Origin of the sequence: Corynebacterium meridianum, from assembly GCF_016342265.1 — a bacterium.
Classification (GTDB): domain Bacteria; phylum Actinomycetota; class Actinomycetes; order Mycobacteriales; family Mycobacteriaceae; genus Corynebacterium; species Corynebacterium meridianum.
This window is the reverse complement of sequence record NZ_JAEIOS010000013.1, coordinates 1-18,642: the sequence shown is the minus strand read 5'-3', so window position 1 is coordinate 18,642 and position 18,642 is coordinate 1. Positions and strand designations below refer to the sequence as shown.

Genomic DNA, 18,642 nt, shown 5'->3' with positions numbered 1-18,642 from the left:
GATGTCTGTGCAAAGAAGCTGTCCGTGCTGGTCCCGGGCCCGGCACGGGGTAAAAAGTCCGTTCACGAACAAAAGTAAAGAATGTGCCACACGGCCGTCCCCGGGGTTTTCGTGGCCGTTGCCGCGGTGTGCCGGGGCTTTCACCCGGTGACGGATAGAGTGGTACGTGTGGTCACGTATTCCGGCGAAGTGAGTCATCAGTGGGCGCGCCGTCGTCTGCTGGCCGACTGGCGGGCCGGCAGGGTGTCCCGGGAAACGGTGTGCGACGGGGACTTCCGGCTGCTCGCGGCCTCCCGCTTCCACGGTGAGTCGGTCGGGCGTCCCTGCCCGATCTGCGGCGGTGCTGATCTCCGCGTGGTTCTGTGGATATTTGGTGAATCATTGGGGAAGATGTCATCTAGCGCCCGTAGCGTGGAGGAGATCGAGCGTTTCGCTGACGCCGGACGGGAGTTCACGGTGCACAACGTCGAGGTCTGCCCCGACTGTCACTGGAACCATCTGCTCAGCGCCCGGGAGGTCGGGCCATGAACCGACCACGGACCGTGGTACGTGAAGTCAACAGAAACAATCCGATGGAGTGGACACAAAGGTGACTAGAAAAAACCGGTACAACAACAACGACGGGGACGGGGTGGACACCGCGCACGGTTCCCGTCGTCGCCGTTGGCTCATCTGGTCCCTGGCGACCGCGTTCGTCCTGTTCGTCGTCGCCCCGGTGGGTGCCGTCCTGACCGCCTATGTCATGGCTGATGTACCGGAGCCCGAGGAACTCGTCAACAAACAGGTGTCGAACATCTATGCCTCGGACGGGACCACCGAACTGGCCCGCATCGTTCCCCCGGAAGGTAATCGCGAACAGGTCAAACTCGACCAGATCCCGGAGGCACTACGCGGGGCCGTGCTCGCGGCCGAGGACCGCGAGTTCTACACCAACCCCGGATTCTCGGTCACTGGCTTCGCCCGCGCCGTCAAGGGACAGATCACCGGCGATGAGTCGGCCGGTGGCGGTTCAACCATCACACAGCAGTACGTGAAGAATGCGGTCGTCGGCAACGAACGCTCCTACGAGCGGAAGCTCAAGGAGCTCGTGATCAGCGCCAAGATGGCCAACGAGTGGTCCAAGAATGATGTCCTCGAGGCGTACCTGAACACCATCTACTTCGGCCGTAACTCCTACGGTGTCGCGGCCGCCGCCGAGGGTTACTTCGGTAAACCCCTCGCAGAGCTCACCCCGGCGGAATCGGCCGTCCTCGCCGCGTCCATTCAGCGCCCCAGCCAGCTCGATCCATGGACAAACCGGGAGGAGGCGGAACAGCGGTGGAACTACGTCCTGGACGGAATGGTGGCCACCGGCTACCTTTCCCAGGCCGACCGTGACGCCGCCGTGTACCCCGAGGTCGTCGACCCCGCCCTGAACCGGGCGTACGTCGAAGCGACGGGAGCCAACGGGTTGATCAAGAACCAGGTCGTCGCGGAGCTCGAGAGAGTCGGGATCACCCAGGAGGACCTCGACACCCGTGGCCTGCGCATCACCACCACCATCGATATCCGGAACCAGAACGCGGCCGTCGACAACGTGAACCGGATCTTCGACGGGGAGGACGAGAAGCTGCGCTCAGCCGTCGTCTCCATCGAGCCGTCCACCGGGGCGGTGCGCGCCTACTACGGCGGGGATGACGCGGCGGGATGGGACTACGCCAACGCCCCGATCCAGACCGGCTCGACCTTCAAGATCTACGGGCTCGCCGCAGCGCTCCAGCAGGGCATACCGCTGGCCACCATGTACTCCTCCGAGCCGGTCACCACCGGCAACGTCACCGTCACCAACGTCGGTGGTGGTGGCTGTGGCTACTGCACCATCGCCGAAGCACTCAAGCGCAGCCACAACACCAGCTTCATCCGTCTCGAGCAGGACCTGGCGAACGGCTCCCAGGACGTCGCTGACATGGCCCACGCCCTAGGCATGGCCCGCTCACTGCCCGGATATCCCGCGACCCTCACGGAGAACGGTGGTCAGCCCTACGAGGGGATCATCCTCGGCCAGTACGAGTCCCGGCCCTTCGACCAGGCCATCGCACTCGCCACCCTCGCCGATGAGGGTGTCTGGCACGAGCCCTACTTCGTGGAGAAGGTCGCGACCTCGAACGACGAGGTCCTCTACGAACACACCCCCACCACCGGTCAGCGCCGGGTGGCCGCGAACGTCGCCAACAACGTCATGAGCGCGATGGCACCGATCGCCGCCTGGTCCAACCAGAACCAACTCGCCGGCGGACGCGTGTCGGCAGCCAAGACGGGAACCACCCAGTTGGGTGACACCGGCTTCAACAAGGATGCCTGGATGATCGGCGCGACCCCGCAGCTCGCGACCGCCGTGTGGGTCGGCACCGTCGACAATTCCCCCCTGCGTAACTACTGGGGCGGAAACATGTACGGGGCCGGGCTGTCCGCCCAGATCTGGAAGGCGACGATGGACGGTGCTCTCGAGGGCAAGCCCCTCGAGACCTTCCCCGAGGCGGAGCCGCTCGGATTCAACAATGCCCCGGCACCGCAGTACGTACCCCCCGCGCCGGGCTCCGCGGTTGCGCCTTCCGCGCCGGAGACCGAGGATCCCGACGCCGAGCCGGCGGAAGACGAGGCCGGCGGTGTCGAGGGTGGAGTCCCGGAGGTTCCCGGTGCTCCGGCCCCGGTTCTGGCCCCGCCGGAGCAGGTGGAGATCCTTCCCGGCATCACCATCCCGAACATCTTCAACTGACACAACCACCCTGCAGGGGGGCCGTAGACACGGTTCCCCTGCAGGGTGGTTGGCAGCTGAGGGTCCGTGGGTGACAATGAACCTGACCGACATCCCGACGACCAGGCACGAATGAGGACGATGAGTACCAGACCGAAAAACAGGAGGCCTGCGGACATCGACCGCGACCTGGATCGGGTTCAGCCCGGCCACACGGAGCCACTCGCGCGCGGCTTCATCGAATTCCTGGGGGGCCCGTTCGGACGGTTCAGCGCGCCGGGAACCTCCCGGGTGGTGACTCCGCTCCGGGTGATCACCGCCGTCGCACTCGCGTTCCTGGCCCTCGGTTGGCTGGCGAAGGCCAACTGCATCCAGGGAAATATCGGTGACGACGGGGTGGCCAATCTCGACTGGTCCGGCAGTCGGCAGTTGATCTCGGCGTGTTACAGCGACATGGTGCCGCTCTACGGGGCCGAAGGGCTCAAGGACGGGCACTTCCCCTACGCTTATTCGTGGACGGACAACGATTCGACCCGCTACATGGAGTACCCGGTCCTGACCGGCCTCTTCCAGTGGCTCATGGCCCGGATAACCAGGATCATCTGGACTGCTGTCCATGCGGTTGCGGGGTCGGCGCCCGAGGTGGCGGTCTATTTCAGTGTGTCGGCGCTGTTCCTGGCCCTGTTCTGGGTGCTGGCCGTGCGGTGCGTCTACGCGATGACGGGTCATCGCGTCTGGGACACTGTCCTGATGGCGATCTCCCCGCTTGTCGTGGTGCACGCCTTCACCAACTACGACACCCTCCCCATCGCCGCCGCCCTGGCCGCGATGCTCGCCGTGGCGCGGGGTAGACCCGGGATCGCGGGCATGCTCATCGGTCTCGGGGTCGCCCTGAAACTGTGGCCGCTCTTCATTTTCGGCGCGTATCTGGTGCTGGCTGTGCGTACTCGCCGATTCCGCCCGTTTGTCGTCATGGTCGCGTCCGGTGCCGCAACCTGGCTCGTCGTGAACCTTCCCATCATGCTCGCGTTCCCTGAGGGATGGCGCGAGTTCTTCAGGTTGAATACGGAGCGTGGCTGGGAGTGGTCGACCATCTACGCCATCGCAGCCCGGAACACATCCTGGAACGGGTGGGACGAGCCCGGAGCTGAGCCGGTGATCCTGAACGCCGTGTCCCTCGCGCTCTTCCTCATCGGTTGTCTCGCGATAGCTGTCCTCGGGGTGCTCACCAGACGGCAGCCGAGGGTGGCGGAGCTGGTGTTCCTCATCGTCGCTGTGTTCCTCCTGACGAACAAGGTGTGGAGCCCACAGTATTCACTGTGGCTCGTGCCCCTCGCGGTGCTCGCACTCCCCCGATGGCGCCTGCTCCTGGCCTGGGGCTTGGCGGAGGCCATGGTCTGGCCGGTGCTGATGTGGCACATGGCGGGCGATGACGCCAAGGGTGCTCCTCCGGAGCTGTTGGATACGGTGCTGGTGATCCGGGGGGCTCTTCTCATCACGATCATGGTGCTCGTCGTACGACAGATGCTCGGCCGGCACACGGATCCGGTGCTCGACGCGAACAGCGGTGTGGATCCACTCTCGGGGATATTCCTCGTGCGTCCGGGTTCCACGTACCGGGGTTTCATCGGTGCGGTCTCCCCGGCCGGGGATGGTGCGCCCGCGAAGAAGGGGCGAATGGGTGAGCCGCAGGAGAAGGTAGCTGTCTCGACCGGCCCCGGAGGAGTGGCGGATCGTGGATAACACCGCAGTCATCGTCACCATGGCGAGCGTCTTCATAGGTTTCCTGCTGTTCGGCGGGTCGTACGTGAGCTTCAGCTACCGACTCAGCCCGAAGTTGACCTGGACTCTTTTCACTGTCGCGATCTTCTTCATCACCGTCGTACCGACCGTGATCGCCGTATTCTGGGCGACCCTGTTCGCCGGATCCGGGGCCGGCTGAACCTGAGCGTGGGGGACCGGTTCAATGGTGCGGGGCGTGCCTGTTCCGCTCCGGCTTCCGGCTCGTTGTGGTCCTGGTGTACGCTGGTGGGGTTGCTGACGCAACGAACCCTCCTGCCACACCACAAGGGTGTGGCCGATCCAAAACACTAGACCACAGGAGGTGATGAGGTCCGTGCGTCAATACGAACTCATGATCATTCTCGACCCCTCCCAGGACGAGCGCACTGTCGCCCCGTCCCTGGACAAGTTCCTCGAAGTCGTCCGCAAGGAAAACGGCACCGTGGAGAAGGTTGATATCTGGGGCAAGCGTCGCCTGCAGTACCCGATCAACAAGAAGGAAGAGGGCATCTACGCCGTCGTCGAGCTCACCTGTGAGCCGGCGACCGTGCAGGAACTCGACCGTCTGCTGAACCTGAACGACAGCATCCTGCGCACGAAGGTGCTGCGGGCTGACCGTTAAGCAGGGACACTGGTAGGGAAAACTCTTTTCCCGCACGCAGTCCCACCACCAGTGGTGGGCGGTGAACCCCCAGTACACGAGTCATAAAGGAAGGTCGTTAAAGGACATGGCACAGGGAGACACAAACATTACGGTGGTCGGCAACCTCGTCGCCGACCCGGAGCTCCGGTTCACCCCTTCGGGGGCGGCCGTCGCCAATTTCCGTATCGCCTCGACCCCCCGCCGCTTCGACGCTGAGTCGAAGCAGTGGGTCGATGGTGAGGCCCTGTTCCTGACCTGCAACGTCTGGCGTCAGGCCGCGGAAAATGTCGCGGAGTCCCTGAGCAAGGGGATGCGCGTCATCGTCACCGGTCGACTCCGTCAGCGCTCCTACGAAACCCGTGAGGGTGAGAAGCGCAGTGTCTTCGAGGTCGAGGTCGACGATGTCGGCCCCTCCCTGAAGTACGCGACGGCCCAGGTCGCACGCACCCCCCGAGGTGGCGGCCAGGGTGGCGGAAACTTCGGCGGTGGCGGCGGTGCCGGTGGCAGTGCCGGCGGCGGAAACTTCGGTGGCGGCAACGCCGGCGGTGGTTTCGGCGGCGGCCAGAACACCGGAGGTTTCGGTGGCGGAAACGCCAACCGCGCCCCCGACAATGACCCGTGGAACAGTGCCCCGCAATCCGGCGGTTTCGGTGGTTCAACCGATGACGAGCCCCCGTTCTGACCTTCGGGTCCGTAGAACGCGGGTACGTCCCCCAGCATCAATCATCCACATTATTTCCCGCTCACCTGAACACCGCCGCACAGGCGGCGCCGGGTTCGGCGGGAAGCAGAACGAAAGGCAGGGATCATGAAGCTGATCCTCACCGCCGCCGTTGACAATCTCGGTGTCCCCGGGGACATCGTCGAGGTCAAGGCCGGCTACGGACGTAACTTCTTGCTTCCGCGTGGCTACGCCATCGTTGCGCACCGCAACGCGGAAAAGCAGATCGAGGACATCAAGCGCGCCCAGAAGGCCCGCGAGATCCGCGACACCGACCACGCTCGCGAGGTCAAGGAGCAGCTCGAGCAGCTCACCGGCGTCTCCATCGCAGTGCGCACCTCCGACAAGGGCAAGCTCTTCGGCTCAGTCACGGCAGACGACATCGTCGCTGCGGTGAAGAAGGCCGGCGGCCCCACCCTGGACAAGCACAACGTCAAGCTGGCGAAGGGCACGGTCAAGTCGACCGGCACCTACCAGGTGGACGTGAAGCTGCACGGTGACGTCACCGCGCCGATCAACTTTGAGGTCGTCTCCGCCTAAGACAGGCGGCCAGACGGCGGCCGGCACACCGTGCCGGCCCAACGACAACAGCAGCCACGGCCCCAGCGCCCCTCCCCCGGTTTCCGCATTCCGCGCTCACCGGGAGGGAGGCGCTGGGGCCGTGGTCTTTCGTCGGGCCGAAACCCGCGGACCGGAGAATCGTCCCTTATCGCGGAGACGGGAACCCACCGTGTGTGGAGGGTGACAACCGGTGTGGCACAGGTGGCGTCGTGACACTTCTGCTGCACCATGTGAATATCGTTGTCACATTGTGGATAACTCGCCCTCCCGGAGGTGCAACGCGAAGCTGTGACCGGCGGTGATACGCCTAACTCTGCGTGCCCCGCGCTGTCAAACCGGCTGGTGAGAGACAGTTATCCACGATCTACGGCTAGTTGCTAACAGCCCATTTACATGTGTTGACCTGCTATTTTATCTGGAATTCAGCGGAATTTCGACTTCTTGTCCACAAGTTATCCACAGAGCCGTCCCGAAAACCCCAGCGCGAAACACAATTATCCATGACGTTGTGCACAGTTCCTGTGGATAACCTGGTGCATGCGGACGCGGGAAGGCGTCGTTCCGCACCCTCGAAACCATGGGTATTCGTACCTGTCCGGTACCGGCACCACAGGGGCATCGAGGACCGCGCGACATATCGTGGGACGTGGTGTTGCCGGTACTGTTGGGGCTGGCGCCCACCGGCCCCGTACCGGGCCGGGGGCGTAGCATCCAGCTCCCGGCAGCGGGCACTCCGGCGCATGGGCTTCAGCGATCATCTTCAGACAGTGAAAGGTGCACCTCAGTGACCTCGGGTTTCAGTGACACCAGCTTCGACGACGACTACGTGCCGCCGGAGGTGCCTCCGGAGGACGAAGGGGGCGGCACCGACTTCGTCCCCCTGGACCGGGCGCGTCGTGATCGACCCAGGTTCCGGTCCGCCACGGGCGAGGCCGCGGAGAAGAAGTTCGGACGGGTCCCACCCCACCACCTGGAGGCGGAACGCAGTGTCCTGGGCGCGATGCTGCTCTCCACCGGTGCGGTCACCGACATCGTCGAGGAACTCACACCGGAGGATTTCTACCGGCCCGCCCACCAGATCATCTACTCGGTGATCCTCGACCTGTTCAGTGAGCAGAAGGAGGTCGACCCGATCATCGTGTCGGGTCGCCTGGACCGGCAGGGTGATCTGGACCGGGTCGGAGGGGCTCCGTATCTCCACACCCTGATCTCCTCCGTCCCGACGGCGGCGAACGCCCGCTACTACGCCGAGATCGTCGCTGAGAAGGCGCTGCTGCGCCGACTGGTCGATGCGGGCACGAGAGTGGTCCAACTGGGCTACGAGGGCACGGAAACCGCCGAGGCGGACACGGTGCTCGACCTCGCACAGCAGGAGGTCTTCGCCATCGCGCAGCGCAAGACCACCACGGACTACGCGATCCTCTCGGATGTGCTGGAACCGACGATGGAGGAGCTCGAGGCTCTGGCGACCCACGGTGGGCTGGCTGCGGGGATCCCGACCGGTTTCGTCGACCTCGATGAACTGACGAACGGGCTCCACGGCGGTCAGATGATCATCGTCGCCGCCCGTCCCGGTGTCGGCAAGTCGACACTGGCGTTGGATTTCATGCGGTCCTGCTCGGTGAAACACGGCAAGGCCTCGGTGATCTTCTCCCTGGAAATGTCGAAGTCCGAGATCGTCATGCGCCTACTGTCCGCCGAGACGGAGATCAAGCTCACCGACATGCGGTCGGGCAAGATGACCACGGAGCAGTGGGAGCGCATCGCGAAACGGGTCGGGAAGATCGCCGACGCCCCGCTGTTCATCGACGACTCCGCGAACCTGACGATGATGGAGATCCGGTCCAAGGCCCGCCAGCTGAAGCAGAAGCACGACCTGCAGATGATCGTGGTGGACTATCTCCAGCTCATGAGCTCGGGCAAGAAGGTCGAGTCCCGCCAGCAGGAGGTCAGTGAGTTCTCCCGTCAGCTGAAGCTGCTGGCCAAGGAACTCGATGTTCCCCTGGTCGCCATCTCCCAGCTGAACCGAGGTCCGGAGTCCCGGACCGACAAGAAACCTCAGCTGGCGGACCTCCGTGAGTCTGGTTCGCTGGAGCAGGACGCCGACATGGTCATGCTTCTGTACCGTCCGGACTCCCAGGACAAGGAGGACCCGCGTGCGGGAGAGGCCGACATCATCATGGCCAAGCACCGTGGTGGCCCAATCGGGACCGTGGCCGTCGCCCACCAGCTGCACTACTCCCGCTTCCGGGATCTTGCCCGGGGTATGGGCTAGCCGCGTCCGGAAAAACGACGGCAGCGGGGGCGGTACCTGTGGGCACCGCCCCCGCTGCCGTCTTCACGGGATGTACCCCGGTCAGTGGAAGGTTCGCAGTCGGAGGGAGTTGGTGACGACGAACACCGAGGACAGCGCCATGGCGGCGCCGGCGAGCATCGGGTTGAGCCACCCCATCGCGGCGACCGGGATCAGGATGATGTTGTAGCCGAACGCCCAGAACAGGTTGCCGTGGATCGTCCGCAACGTCGCGCGGGACAGCCGGATGGCATCGGCGACGCCGTCGAGTCCATCCCGCATGAGGGTGATGTCGCCCGCTTCGATGGCGACATCCGTACCGGTGCCCATCGACAGTCCGAGATCGGCCTGGGCGAGCGCCGCCGCGTCGTTGACACCGTCCCCCGCCATGGCGACGGTCCTGCCCTCGTCCTGCAGGCGGCGGACCTCGTTGACCTTGCCTTCCGGCAACACTCCGGCGAGAACATTGTCCGGGTCGATTCCGACCTCCCGGGCGACAGCTGTGGCTGCACCCCGGTTGTCGCCGGTGAGCAGCACCGGGGTCAGACCGAGGTCTTTCAGCGATGCGATCGCGTCCGTGGAGGTGCCCCGGACCCGGTCGCGGACGGTGAGAACGGCGGTGGGGTCACCGTCGACGTGGAGTACGACCGGTGTGGCGCCCTCGGACTGGGTGTCCACCACGACGGAGGCGAGTTTCTGCGGTAGCCCCTCCTCCGGACGCAGCACCGAGACCTCACGTCCTTCAACGACCGCGCTCACGCCGCTGCCGGCGTGGGCGGCGAAGTCGGAGAACTCCGGCAGCTTCCCGCCCCCCGCTTCCGCCGTCGCGGCGGTGACGATGGCCCGACCCACGGGGTGCTCACTGCCCTGTTCGACCGCGCCGGCGAGGCGCAGTGCCTCACCACGGTCCATCCCCGGGATGGTGGAGACACCGGACAGCGCCATTTCCCCGGTTGTGACCGTTCCGGTCTTGTCGAGGACGATCGTGTCGACCCGGCGGGTCGATTCGAGAACCTCAGGGCCCTTGATCAGCAGACCCATCTGGGCACCACGGCCGGTTCCCACGAGCAGTGCGGTGGGGGTTGCGAGACCGAGGGCACAGGGGCAGGCGATGATGAGTACCGCCACCGCTGCGGTGAAGGCTTCCGCGGTACTCGACCCCAGGAACAGATGGACGATCAGCGTGACCAGGGACACCGCCATGACGACGGGGACGAAGACCTGGGAGATCCGGTCCACCAGTCGCTGGACCGGAGCCTTCCGGGATTGCGCGTCAGTGACCATGCGACCGATCCGGGCTAGGGTGGTTTCCCCGCCGACCCGGGTCGCGCGGACCACGAGCCGACCTGAGTTGTTGACCGTCGCGCCCGTCACCGTGTCGCCCGGGGTGACGTCCACCGGCACCGACTCCCCCGTCAGCATTGACTCATCGACGGAACTCGTGCCCGAGATGATCACGCCGTCGGTGGCCACCGTCTCCCCCGGGCGAACGACGAATTCGTCGTCCACCGCGAGCCGATCCACCGGTATCCGCTGTTCCCGCCCATCGACGAGGATGGTGGCCTCCTTCGCGCCGAGGGTGAGCAGGGCGCGCAGCGCCTGCGAGGAACGCCCCTTGGCGCGGGCCTCGAACCAGCGGCCCAGCAGCAGGAAGACGATCACCATCGCCGCGGTGTCGAGGTAGATGTCGTGCAGTGCGGAACCACTGTCGGCGAGGAAGTGGAAACTCATCGTCATTCCCGGTCGACCCGCGTCGCCGACGGTAAGTGCGACGATCGACCATACCAAAGCCGCGGTGGTGCCCATGCTGACCAGGGTGTCCATCGTGAATGCCCCGTGCCGGAGATTCGTGACGGTGGCCCGGTGGAACGGCGATCCGCCCCAGAAGAACACCGGCACGGTGAGCGCGAGCGCGACCCACTGCCAGTAGTAGAACTGGAGGGCGGGGACCATCGACAGCAGCATGACCGGCAGACCGCACACCGCGGACACGATGAGGCGGCGACGCAGATCGGCGATCTCCTCCGCGCGGGCCTCGTCTGCGACATCCGGCGAGTCCTCCCCGGGATCAGCGGAGTCGGTGCCTGAGCCGGTGGGGGCGACGATGCTCGCGCCGTAGCCGGTCTTCTCCACGACGGAGACGAGGTCCTCCGGGGTGACGAGACCTGGATCGAAGTCGACGGACGCGGTCTCCGTGGCGAAATTCACGGTGGCGGTGACCCCGTCGAGCCGGTTGAGCTTGCGCTCGACCCGTCCCGAACAGGAGGTGCACGTCATTCCCGAGACCGTGAGATCGGTGTGTGCGGTACGGGTTGGTGCTGTGGGACCGGTGGATGCGGTCGTGTTGTTCATCGTTGCTCCTGTTCGTGGGGAACCGTTGATCCGGTTTCCGGGAAAAACGACGCCGCCCGGCCGTCGAGACAGCGGGGCGGCGTCGTGAGTGTGAGATCCGAGGGGCGACCGGATCAGTCGACCACCTTGTAGCCGGCCTCTTCAATCGCCGTGGAGATTGCCTCGTCGGTGAATCCCTGACCGGTCACCGTCACCACACCCTTGTCGAGGTCGACGTCGACGCCCTGGGTACCGGGAACGGTCGACACCTCCTCGACGACCGCATTGCTGCAGTGCTCGCAGGTCATGCCTTCCACACGGTAATTCTTGGTCATTGTCTCTTCCGTCCTTTCGCGTCGCCGTCACTTCCGTCCGATGGGAGTCCGGAGGGACAGCCCGGTTCGGGCCGGTTCTCCTCCGGTACCGTGACGGTGCGGTGTCATCTACCCGCACAAACTACCCCAGTTCACCGGGTCCACCGCAAGGGGACGGGAATATCGTCCGGGATTCCGGTGTTGAGCGGGATGCACAGTTCTAAACCAGAGAATCCGGAGTGTTTATTCCATGGCCACTATTGATGTAACCGAAGCCACATTCGAAGACACCGTCACCAAGGGCGGAATAGTTCTAGTCGACGTCTGGGCGTCCTGGTGCGGCCCCTGTGTCCGTTTCGCCCCCACCTTCGAGAGGGTCTCCGAGGCACACCCGGAGGCTGTGTTCGCGAAGCTGGACAGCGAGGCGAACCAGGGGCTCGCCGCGGCGCTTCAGATCCAGTCGATCCCCACTCTGATGATCTTCCGCGACGGGATCCTCGTGTTCCGGGAATCCGGCGCGATGTCCGCCGCCGCCTTGGAGGACCTGTACACCCAGGTCAGCGAACTCGACATGGATCAGGTGCGGAGCGAGATGGCGAAGGAACAGCAGTCCGAGTAGCGGTTTCCGTGGAGTTTCTCTTCCTTCCCGAGGGGTGCGTGAGCATCCCCGGGAGGGGTTTTGAGGTTTCGGCCGGAAAGCTCGGTGAATGGGGTGGTCAGCACGGCTAGACTGGTGGTGAGTTCGGCGCCATTCAGCTCGGCGCCGCCACGGTCCCCGGGAAGAGAGTCGACAGAAGATCATGGCCAACACATTCGCAAAGGGATGGAAGTACCTCATGGCATCCCTGGACAAGAAGATCGACGACAACGCCGACCCGAAGGTGCAGATCCAGCAGGCCGCCGCCGCCGCGAAGGAACAGCACGCGGACATCGCCCGTCAGGCGGCATCCGTGATCGGTACCCGCAGCCAGCTGGAGATGAAGCTGAACCGGCTCCTCGCGGACAAGAACGATCTCGAGGACCAGGCGCGCAACTCTCTCCGGTCCGCCGACGCCGCAACGGAGGCCGGGGACACCGCCCGTGCCGCCGAACTGATGACCACCGCGGAGGTGCTCTCCACGCGTCTGGTCGCGGTGGAGAACCAGATCGACGAGACCTCTGCCCTCCACGCCCGGGCGGTGAAAGCCGCGGAGCAGGCCGAGGCACAGGTCCGTGAGTCTGAGGCGCGGTTGCGGGAGCAGCTGGGCCAGATCCAGGAATTGCGCGCCCAGGTGGATCAGGCCGCAATGCGGGAGACCGTCAACGACGCCACAGGCTCGATGGACGGAATCGGCGAATCCGATTCCTCCGTCCCCACCTTGGATGCGGTCCGCGCCAAGATCGAACGGCGCTATGCGGAGGCCCTGGGATCGCAGGAGCTGCTGGAAAGTGCTGTCGCGGAGCGGATGACGGAGATCAGGGACTCCGGCATCGACATGAAGGCCTCGGCGCGTCTGGAGCAGATCCGCGCGGAGATGAAGAAGCCCGAGATAACCGGGGGGCCCGAAAACTCAGCGGACCGGTGATGAAGACGGTGATCCGCCCGCTCCGGATGAACCAGGGCGGGCGGATCACCGTTGTCTCCGGTCGCTTCCGTCAGCGGCGGGAGATGTGGAGCAGAACGCCCCGGATACCGGAGTGGAAGCCGTCTCGCAGATTCACCCGCTGTGATTCGGTGAGGGTGTACTCGTGCAGTGTCTCGCAGGCGAACTGGAGGAGAGGGCGATCGATCTCCGGGGGTAGACCGCCGCCGCACAGTTGATGGGCGTTGTTGCGCTGCTCCCCTGACGCCGCATTGTCGTACCACCAGCTCGCGTACTGCTGGCCGACGTCGAAGGGGGTCTGTGATCCGTCGGAGGCCCAGACCTCGCTGGGCAACGGGACGTACCGGGAGCGGAGTTTCCGCCGCGGAGCCATCATCGACGGATTCGGAACGGGCCGGGGGCGTGGTGTCTGGGTTCCCGCGGCACCGGTTTCCGGTGTCGGGTCACCGGTGCCGGTGCCACTCCCCTGCTGATCCCGGGATTCCGTGGTGGTGTCGGTGGCATCCTGCGCGGCGGGTGCGTCCGCGGCACGGAGATCGCCCGTTTCGGGACTTTCTGCCGTGACGGGCTCTCGGGGTGATTCAGCTCCGGCGTGTGTGGACGGTGACGCCGTCTGGTGCATCGCGGGAGCTCCGGGGCCCCGATCCTCGGTGGGGGGGCCGGGTACGTCGACCTGGTTGTCGCCGGAACCACGGAGCGGTCCCTGGCTGACGGTGCCGGGTGTGGGCGTCGGGCGGTGTTTCCCGGGCTGTCCGTTGTTGTTCGAGGTGCCCGACTGCCCTGACGTCTGGGGTACCGGCGGGGTGATCCCTCCGGGGTTGGGGACGCTGGTCGGACCGGTTTCCTCGAGGGGTTCGGCGTCGCCGATCGGTTTGGTTCTCACCACCGGTGGGAGAGGCCCCTCGAGGACCTGCAGTTGCATGCATTCCGCGAAGTCCTCCCGGGGGTCGAGGATCGTCGTGGAATCGCAGGCGTAGCGCAGGGCCGAGGACATGGAGTCCCAGCCGAATCCGTAGAGATGCACGCGGAGTCCGGCGGCGGTGGCCTCCTGGACCCCGGGCAGCATGTCGGCGTCACCGGAGACGAGGACGATGTCGGAGCACTGGCCCCGGATCCCGGTGAGCACCATGTCGGCTACCAGACGCGTGTCGACGGCCTTCTGGGTGCGGCGTTCACCCCACTCGATGAGCTGCCCCGCGCGAAGCTGCACACCGTCACATGTCCGGAGCGCGCGCTGGTAGCGGTGCGGGCCCGAATCGGGGATTCCGTCGTACCACATCTGTCGTTGTATGGGCTGGTCGAGTTGATTCCGGATCATCGTGCCGAGGACGGCGACAACCTCGGGCAGGTCTATCTCTAACTGGGCGCGTGCCCCCGTCTCCCATGAGTTGTAAAAGCTCGCGAGCAGGTAGGACGTATCGACGAATACTTGTGTGCGCTCAAGCATGGCTCCTAATTTCCGTTCATTGTCTTGCTAAATCCGTTTAGTCACTCGTGTCCAGCATGCCTGAAACGGTCCGGTTGCGTCGATATCCCGCGGTAGGGCCCCGGGTGCTTCAGGTGTACGTTTCGACGTCCCGGCAGCACAGGAGGGGGATCGGTGCGTGGCCGGGCATCGGTGGGCGCTGTGACTCACCCGTTCGGGGGGTGGCGGGGTGTGGTCCGTACCCCCGTATCTGTCCGGTTGTGACGGGTGTTGCGGGTGTCTCGAAATGGTTGTACGGTTAGTTACATAAGTAACCAACCCACGAACCATCAAAGACTCGCGACCGATCCGACGACGGAGATTGGGCCATGGAGGAAACCACCCTGCCGCTGTTCCGGCAGATCGCCGCACTCGTCGAGGACTCAATCGTCGACGGCTCCCTCGTCGCCGGCGAACGGGCCCCGTCGACCAACGAGCTCGCGGCGTTCCACAACATCAACCCCGCGACGGCCCGCAAGGGCCTAACCCTGCTCGTGGACACCGGGGTGCTCGAGAAACAGCGCGGAATCGGCATGTTCGTCACCGCCACGGCCAGGGAGACGATTCTCCAGCGCCGTCGGGAGGCGTTCGCCGCCGGTTTCCTGGCCCCACTCATCGACGAGGCCGTCAAACTCGGGATGACCCGGGAAGAACTGCACACCCTCACCGACCAGGTCGCGGAAAGCCGAGGACTCTACTCATGAACCACAGGAACAACACAACCATCAATGCGGACGACGTCACCATCGGATACGGGAAGACACCCGTGCTCACGGATCTGAGTGTCACCGTCCCGGACGTCGGCATCCACGCGCTCGTCGGGCCCAACGGATCGGGCAAGACCACGCTGCTGCGCGCCATCGCCGGCCAGCACGAGACGAACGGCGGCAGCCTCACGGTGTTCAACGCCCCGCCCTTCGAAAATGCCGAGGTGATGGACCGGGTCGTACTCATGGGTGCTGATGTGCCGCTACCGCGGAACTGGAGGGGACGCAGGCTCCTGGAGATCGGGGAGGCACGCTGGGCCACCTTCGACATGGCGCGCGCACTCGAGCTCGCCGAACTGTTCGACCTCGATCTGGACAAGAAGTACTCGGAGTACTCGACCGGACAGAAGTCCATGCTCCAGGTCGTCATAGGGCTTGCGGCCCGCTGTCCCGTCACCCTCCTCGACGAACCCTATCTGGGGCTCGACATCGAGCGTCGCAGGGTGCTCTACACCGAGCTCCGGGCCGATGTGGAGCAGCATCCCCGAACGGTGATCCTCTCCACCCACCAGCTCGACGATGCCGCGGCCATCATCGATTCCGTCATCGTCATCGGCTCACGGTCCCTGCTGTTCACCGCCGAGGTCGCCGACCTCAATGAGGGCGTGCTCTCCGCGACCGGTCCCGCGTTCCGCATTGACACGCTCGTCGAGGCGCTCGGGTCCACCGGGACGGTCCTCGCCCGCGAGAAACTCACCGGGCAGGAGCGGGTGATCCTCGACCTGCGGGACGCCACCGCAGACGCCATCGACTCCCTGTGGACGAGGGCACGCGAACTCGGTGTCCGGGTCCAGGCCGCCGACCTCGAGGACGCCGTCACCGCCCTGTCGGGTGATGTCCGATGACTCCCCACGTGACCCCGGGTGGCGACGTGGACCGCCGGCTGATGCTGACACTCGGCGACTGGCGCCGCGCCGGCCTGATCCTCGCTTTCGTCCTCGCCGACTACGTGCTGCTCACCGGTGTGCTCATGGTGTTCATCGAGGACGGCGACCGGTGGAACGTCCTCTATGTCGGACTCGTCCTTCTCTCCTGTGCCCTCGTGTGGCTGCGTACCCCGGCCGACGGCTACCGGGCGATGAATCTCACCGGGGCGACCTGGAAAAGGCACCACATCGTGCGCTCAGCGGTGTTCACCCTGGTCACCGCCCTCGTCGTGGCTCTCGTGGTCGTCGTACCCGGCTTTCTTCCCCCGCGCGCGCTCGTACCCGTCGGTGTCATTCTCGCCGCGGCGTTTCTCGTGCAGGTCTGGCGGGGACGGTCGATGCCGGAGTCCCGGTCCCGGGCCGACGACGGGAAACCGTGGTGGTTGACGGCGGACCTCGGGATGAGCCGTGGAACGATGATCGGCTCCTCCCCCGCGGCCCAGGTCATCCGCGACCCGGTCCTTCGCTTCACGGTGATGGTCTGGGTCGGGGTGCTGGTCTACCTTCTGATGATCCGCCTCCTGCCGTGGGGCGCCGTCCGGGAGGCCGACGACCTGGCCTTCGTCACGATCATGGTGCTCTCCTTCTCCGGGAGCATGGCGGCCCTGGCTCCCCTGGCCGCGAGGACATGGCGGGCGTACGGCTGGCCGCGACGTGACTTCGTCCGCGACTGGAACGTCACGACGCTGCTCAACCTCCCGGTGGCGCTCCTGGTTTGGACCGCCGCGTGGGCCGTGGCGTTCCGGGGCACGATCTCCTTCCACGAGGGGATCCCCGTCTTCCTCGCCGTCGGACTCCTCGCCGTCAGCGGGATGGTGCTCGCACCGTGGGCCATCGGGCGGAACGCCTGGTGGTACGCGAGCCTGGTGGCCGCGTACCCCGTCGCCTTCGCGACAGGCTCCACCGACGTCCGCGTCGTATCCGGAGCTCTGGCGGCGCTCACGATCTGGACGCTCATCCTGCTGTTCGTGATCTCCCCGCGGCTCGCCGGGGCCACCGACCTCAGCGGGGCGACGTTCCACGAGCGGTTCTCCGGTAATCGACGATGAGGAAGGGCACACCGACCGTGAAAAACAATGGGCGGTTCATCAACCGCGATCCTCCGCAACGCGAACCCATGGGTCCCGCCTGTCCTGGTGGCCCTGGTCTCCGCCGCAGGTCTCTACGGGTACCTCTTCACGGGATATCGTCCGTAGGCGTGGACCGCGTGGGTCGCTGCGGCACTCGGTGCGGTGCTACTGGCATCCACCGGTGGCGCGGTCACCTACCGGGCCTTCAACCTCGACCACGCGACCTGGCGTCGCCACCGTCTTCTCCGGGTGGGGCTGTACGCGGTCATCCTCTCCGCCTGCGCCATGATCAACTGGTTCGTGCGCGGCGAGGGAGTCGTTCTGGTGAGCGTTGTGTTCTGGGTGGTGGCCGTCGTCATCCAGGTCCGCAACACGCGGACCTGGGCGGAGGCGCCCCGGACGGCGACGCCAAGGTCGGGAGATCCGGCGATCAGCGGTGGCGGCCCGCGCCGGGCGTGCCGGGCGATCATCGCCGGCAACGTTGTTCCGCGGAACCTCATCGGCTGGGGACTCACGGCCGTCGCCGCGGTCATCATCGGTCTCACGGACATCCGGGTGAACTGGATGATCCTTCCTCTGGTGACGGTCATGACGGGTCTCACATCCGACGAGCGGCCGGACCGGTGGACGGCCTTCAACGGTCGCCGACGGATCTGGCTGCGGGAACGGACACGACTGGCGTTGCTCCATCCGGTCATGGCCGCGGCCGCGTCACTGCCGTCAGTGTTGATCGTGAACCCGGATGACCATCTGATCACCGGGATCTGCCGGTGGATCGCGGTGGGATTCCTGATCGCCCCCATCGAGATCATCCTCCCGGTGCTCACCGTGTGGTGGACGCCCTATCTCATCGTCATCATGGGTCTGACGGGGATTCCGGTCGTGTCGCCCCCGGACACCGGTTTTGATCCGGCCCTCTATCCCGTGGTCGGGGCGGGGTTCCTCATCGTCAACTACATCGTGGCCGACCGGTGGCTGGTCCGGCGTTGGCGGCCGGGGTCGAGGGGGCTGGCGGATTGGTTGGGTATGAACACCGGCAGGGCAACCAACGCGGGATGAGTGGTGGATGAACATCCTGAAAACTGGCGGTAACCTGGGTGTTTGTGTGTGTGGTGGGGTGTGTGTAGATTAGTGGGAGTCAGCGAGACCGACAGCGCCCCGCCGGGAAGTGATTCCTGTGGTTGTGTGGCGTGAGGAAAACACAAGCTGGCTCCTAAATTGTTCACCTTCCTGGCTGGTTGCCTGTTTCGGGTTGCTGGTTGGTTGTGTGCGTGATGTTTGAGAACTCGATAGTGTGCCAATGTATCTTGCCGGCAGGCGGGACCGCCTTTGTGGGTGGTTGTGTTTGTTGGTTGGGTAATTGTTTTTTTGATTCGTTTCCGGATCATTCATGGTCGTGGCGTGTGCCGGGGAGTGTAAGTCGCTTCCTTAATCGACCGCTGTCGGATGCTC

16 protein-coding genes and 2 pseudogenes are annotated in these 18,642 nt (G+C 65.3%); 14 read left to right on the top strand and 4 right to left on the bottom strand.

Annotation, left to right across the window (positions count from 1 at the left end; translation table 11 throughout):
- Positions 1-168 precede the first annotated feature (168 nt).
- From JDV75_RS07885 to dnaB, 8 genes are all read left to right on the top strand, one after another.
- Positions 169-528: a DUF5318 family protein gene (locus JDV75_RS07885; RefSeq protein ID WP_198738727.1), complete on the top strand. Its 360-nt coding sequence runs from the start codon at positions 169-171 to the stop codon at positions 526-528.
- Positions 529-631: 103 nt separating this feature from the next.
- Positions 632-2,755 (top strand): transglycosylase domain-containing protein, encoded by a 2,124-nt coding sequence (locus JDV75_RS07880; protein WP_418884392.1) that lies wholly within the window; start codon positions 632-634, stop codon positions 2,753-2,755.
- Between the two features lie 120 nt (positions 2,756-2,875).
- Positions 2,876-4,477, top strand: a complete 1,602-nt coding sequence (locus JDV75_RS07875) for a glycosyltransferase family 87 protein (RefSeq protein WP_198738726.1) — start codon at positions 2,876-2,878, stop codon at positions 4,475-4,477.
- A gap of 19 nt (positions 4,478-4,496) precedes the next feature.
- Positions 4,497-4,676, top strand: a complete 180-nt coding sequence (locus JDV75_RS07870) for a hypothetical protein (protein WP_232958384.1) — start codon at positions 4,497-4,499, stop codon at positions 4,674-4,676.
- A gap of 174 nt (positions 4,677-4,850) precedes the next feature.
- Positions 4,851-5,138: a 30S ribosomal protein S6 gene (rpsF, locus tag JDV75_RS07865; protein ID WP_198738724.1), complete on the top strand. Its 288-nt coding sequence runs from the start codon at positions 4,851-4,853 to the stop codon at positions 5,136-5,138.
- Positions 5,139-5,244: 106 nt separating this feature from the next.
- Positions 5,245-5,841: a single-stranded DNA-binding protein gene (locus tag JDV75_RS07860; protein ID WP_198738723.1), complete on the top strand. Its 597-nt coding sequence runs from the start codon at positions 5,245-5,247 to the stop codon at positions 5,839-5,841.
- A gap of 126 nt (positions 5,842-5,967) precedes the next feature.
- Positions 5,968-6,420, top strand: a complete 453-nt coding sequence (gene rplI, locus JDV75_RS07855; protein WP_198738722.1) for a 50S ribosomal protein L9 — start codon at positions 5,968-5,970, stop codon at positions 6,418-6,420.
- Between the two features lie 805 nt (positions 6,421-7,225).
- Complete coding sequence (gene dnaB / locus JDV75_RS07850; protein WP_198738721.1) at positions 7,226-8,716, top strand: replicative DNA helicase; 1,491 nt, start codon at positions 7,226-7,228, stop codon at positions 8,714-8,716.
- An 81-nt stretch (positions 8,717-8,797) separates the two neighbouring features.
- Here dnaB and JDV75_RS07845 read toward each other — a convergent pair whose 3' ends face one another.
- Positions 8,798-11,086, bottom strand: coding sequence for a heavy metal translocating P-type ATPase (locus JDV75_RS07845; protein WP_198738720.1), 2,289 nt, complete (start codon positions 11,084-11,086; stop codon positions 8,798-8,800).
- A 113-nt stretch (positions 11,087-11,199) separates the two neighbouring features.
- The gene (locus tag JDV75_RS07840; RefSeq protein ID WP_198738719.1) at positions 11,200-11,400 is read right to left on the bottom strand and encodes a heavy-metal-associated domain-containing protein; all 201 of its coding nucleotides are present in this window, start codon (positions 11,398-11,400) and stop codon (positions 11,200-11,202) included.
- 229 nt (positions 11,401-11,629) lie between these two features.
- Between JDV75_RS07840 and JDV75_RS07835 the strand changes: the two genes are divergently transcribed.
- Together JDV75_RS07835 and JDV75_RS07830 are read left to right on the top strand one after the other, a co-directional pair.
- The gene (locus JDV75_RS07835) at positions 11,630-11,998 is read left to right on the top strand and encodes a thioredoxin family protein (RefSeq protein WP_198738718.1); all 369 of its coding nucleotides are present in this window, start codon (positions 11,630-11,632) and stop codon (positions 11,996-11,998) included.
- A gap of 181 nt (positions 11,999-12,179) precedes the next feature.
- On the top strand, positions 12,180-12,944 hold the full coding sequence (locus tag JDV75_RS07830) for a PspA/IM30 family protein (protein WP_198738717.1): 765 nt from the start codon (positions 12,180-12,182) through the stop codon (positions 12,942-12,944).
- Positions 12,945-13,014: 70 nt separating this feature from the next.
- On the opposite strand, the pseudogene JDV75_RS12350 reads toward JDV75_RS07830, so the two are convergent.
- Positions 13,015-13,365: pseudogene (locus JDV75_RS12350) on the bottom strand (NYN domain-containing protein); the annotation flags it as partial.
- Between the two features lie 470 nt (positions 13,366-13,835).
- Positions 13,836-14,409: pseudogene (locus JDV75_RS12345) on the bottom strand (NYN domain-containing protein); the annotation flags it as partial.
- A gap of 347 nt (positions 14,410-14,756) precedes the next feature.
- Between JDV75_RS12345 and JDV75_RS07820 the strand changes: the two are divergent.
- The 4 genes from JDV75_RS07820 to JDV75_RS07805 all read left to right on the top strand — a co-directional run bounded on the left by JDV75_RS07820 (position 14,757) and on the right by JDV75_RS07805 (position 18,249).
- Positions 14,757-15,131, top strand: a complete 375-nt coding sequence (locus tag JDV75_RS07820; protein ID WP_198738715.1) for a GntR family transcriptional regulator — start codon at positions 14,757-14,759, stop codon at positions 15,129-15,131.
- Positions 15,128-16,039, top strand: a complete 912-nt coding sequence (locus tag JDV75_RS07815; RefSeq protein ID WP_198738714.1) for an ATP-binding cassette domain-containing protein — start codon at positions 15,128-15,130, stop codon at positions 16,037-16,039. Before JDV75_RS07820 ends, JDV75_RS07815 begins: the two co-directional genes overlap by 4 nt.
- Positions 16,036-17,169: a hypothetical protein gene (locus JDV75_RS07810; protein ID WP_198738713.1), complete on the top strand. Its 1,134-nt coding sequence runs from the start codon at positions 16,036-16,038 to the stop codon at positions 17,167-17,169. The genes JDV75_RS07815 and JDV75_RS07810 overlap by 4 nt, the downstream gene beginning before the upstream one ends.
- Before the next feature lie 183 nt (positions 17,170-17,352).
- On the top strand, positions 17,353-18,249 hold the full coding sequence (locus JDV75_RS07805; RefSeq protein ID WP_198738712.1) for a hypothetical protein: 897 nt from the start codon (positions 17,353-17,355) through the stop codon (positions 18,247-18,249).
- The last annotated feature ends 393 nt before the right edge of the window (positions 18,250-18,642 follow it).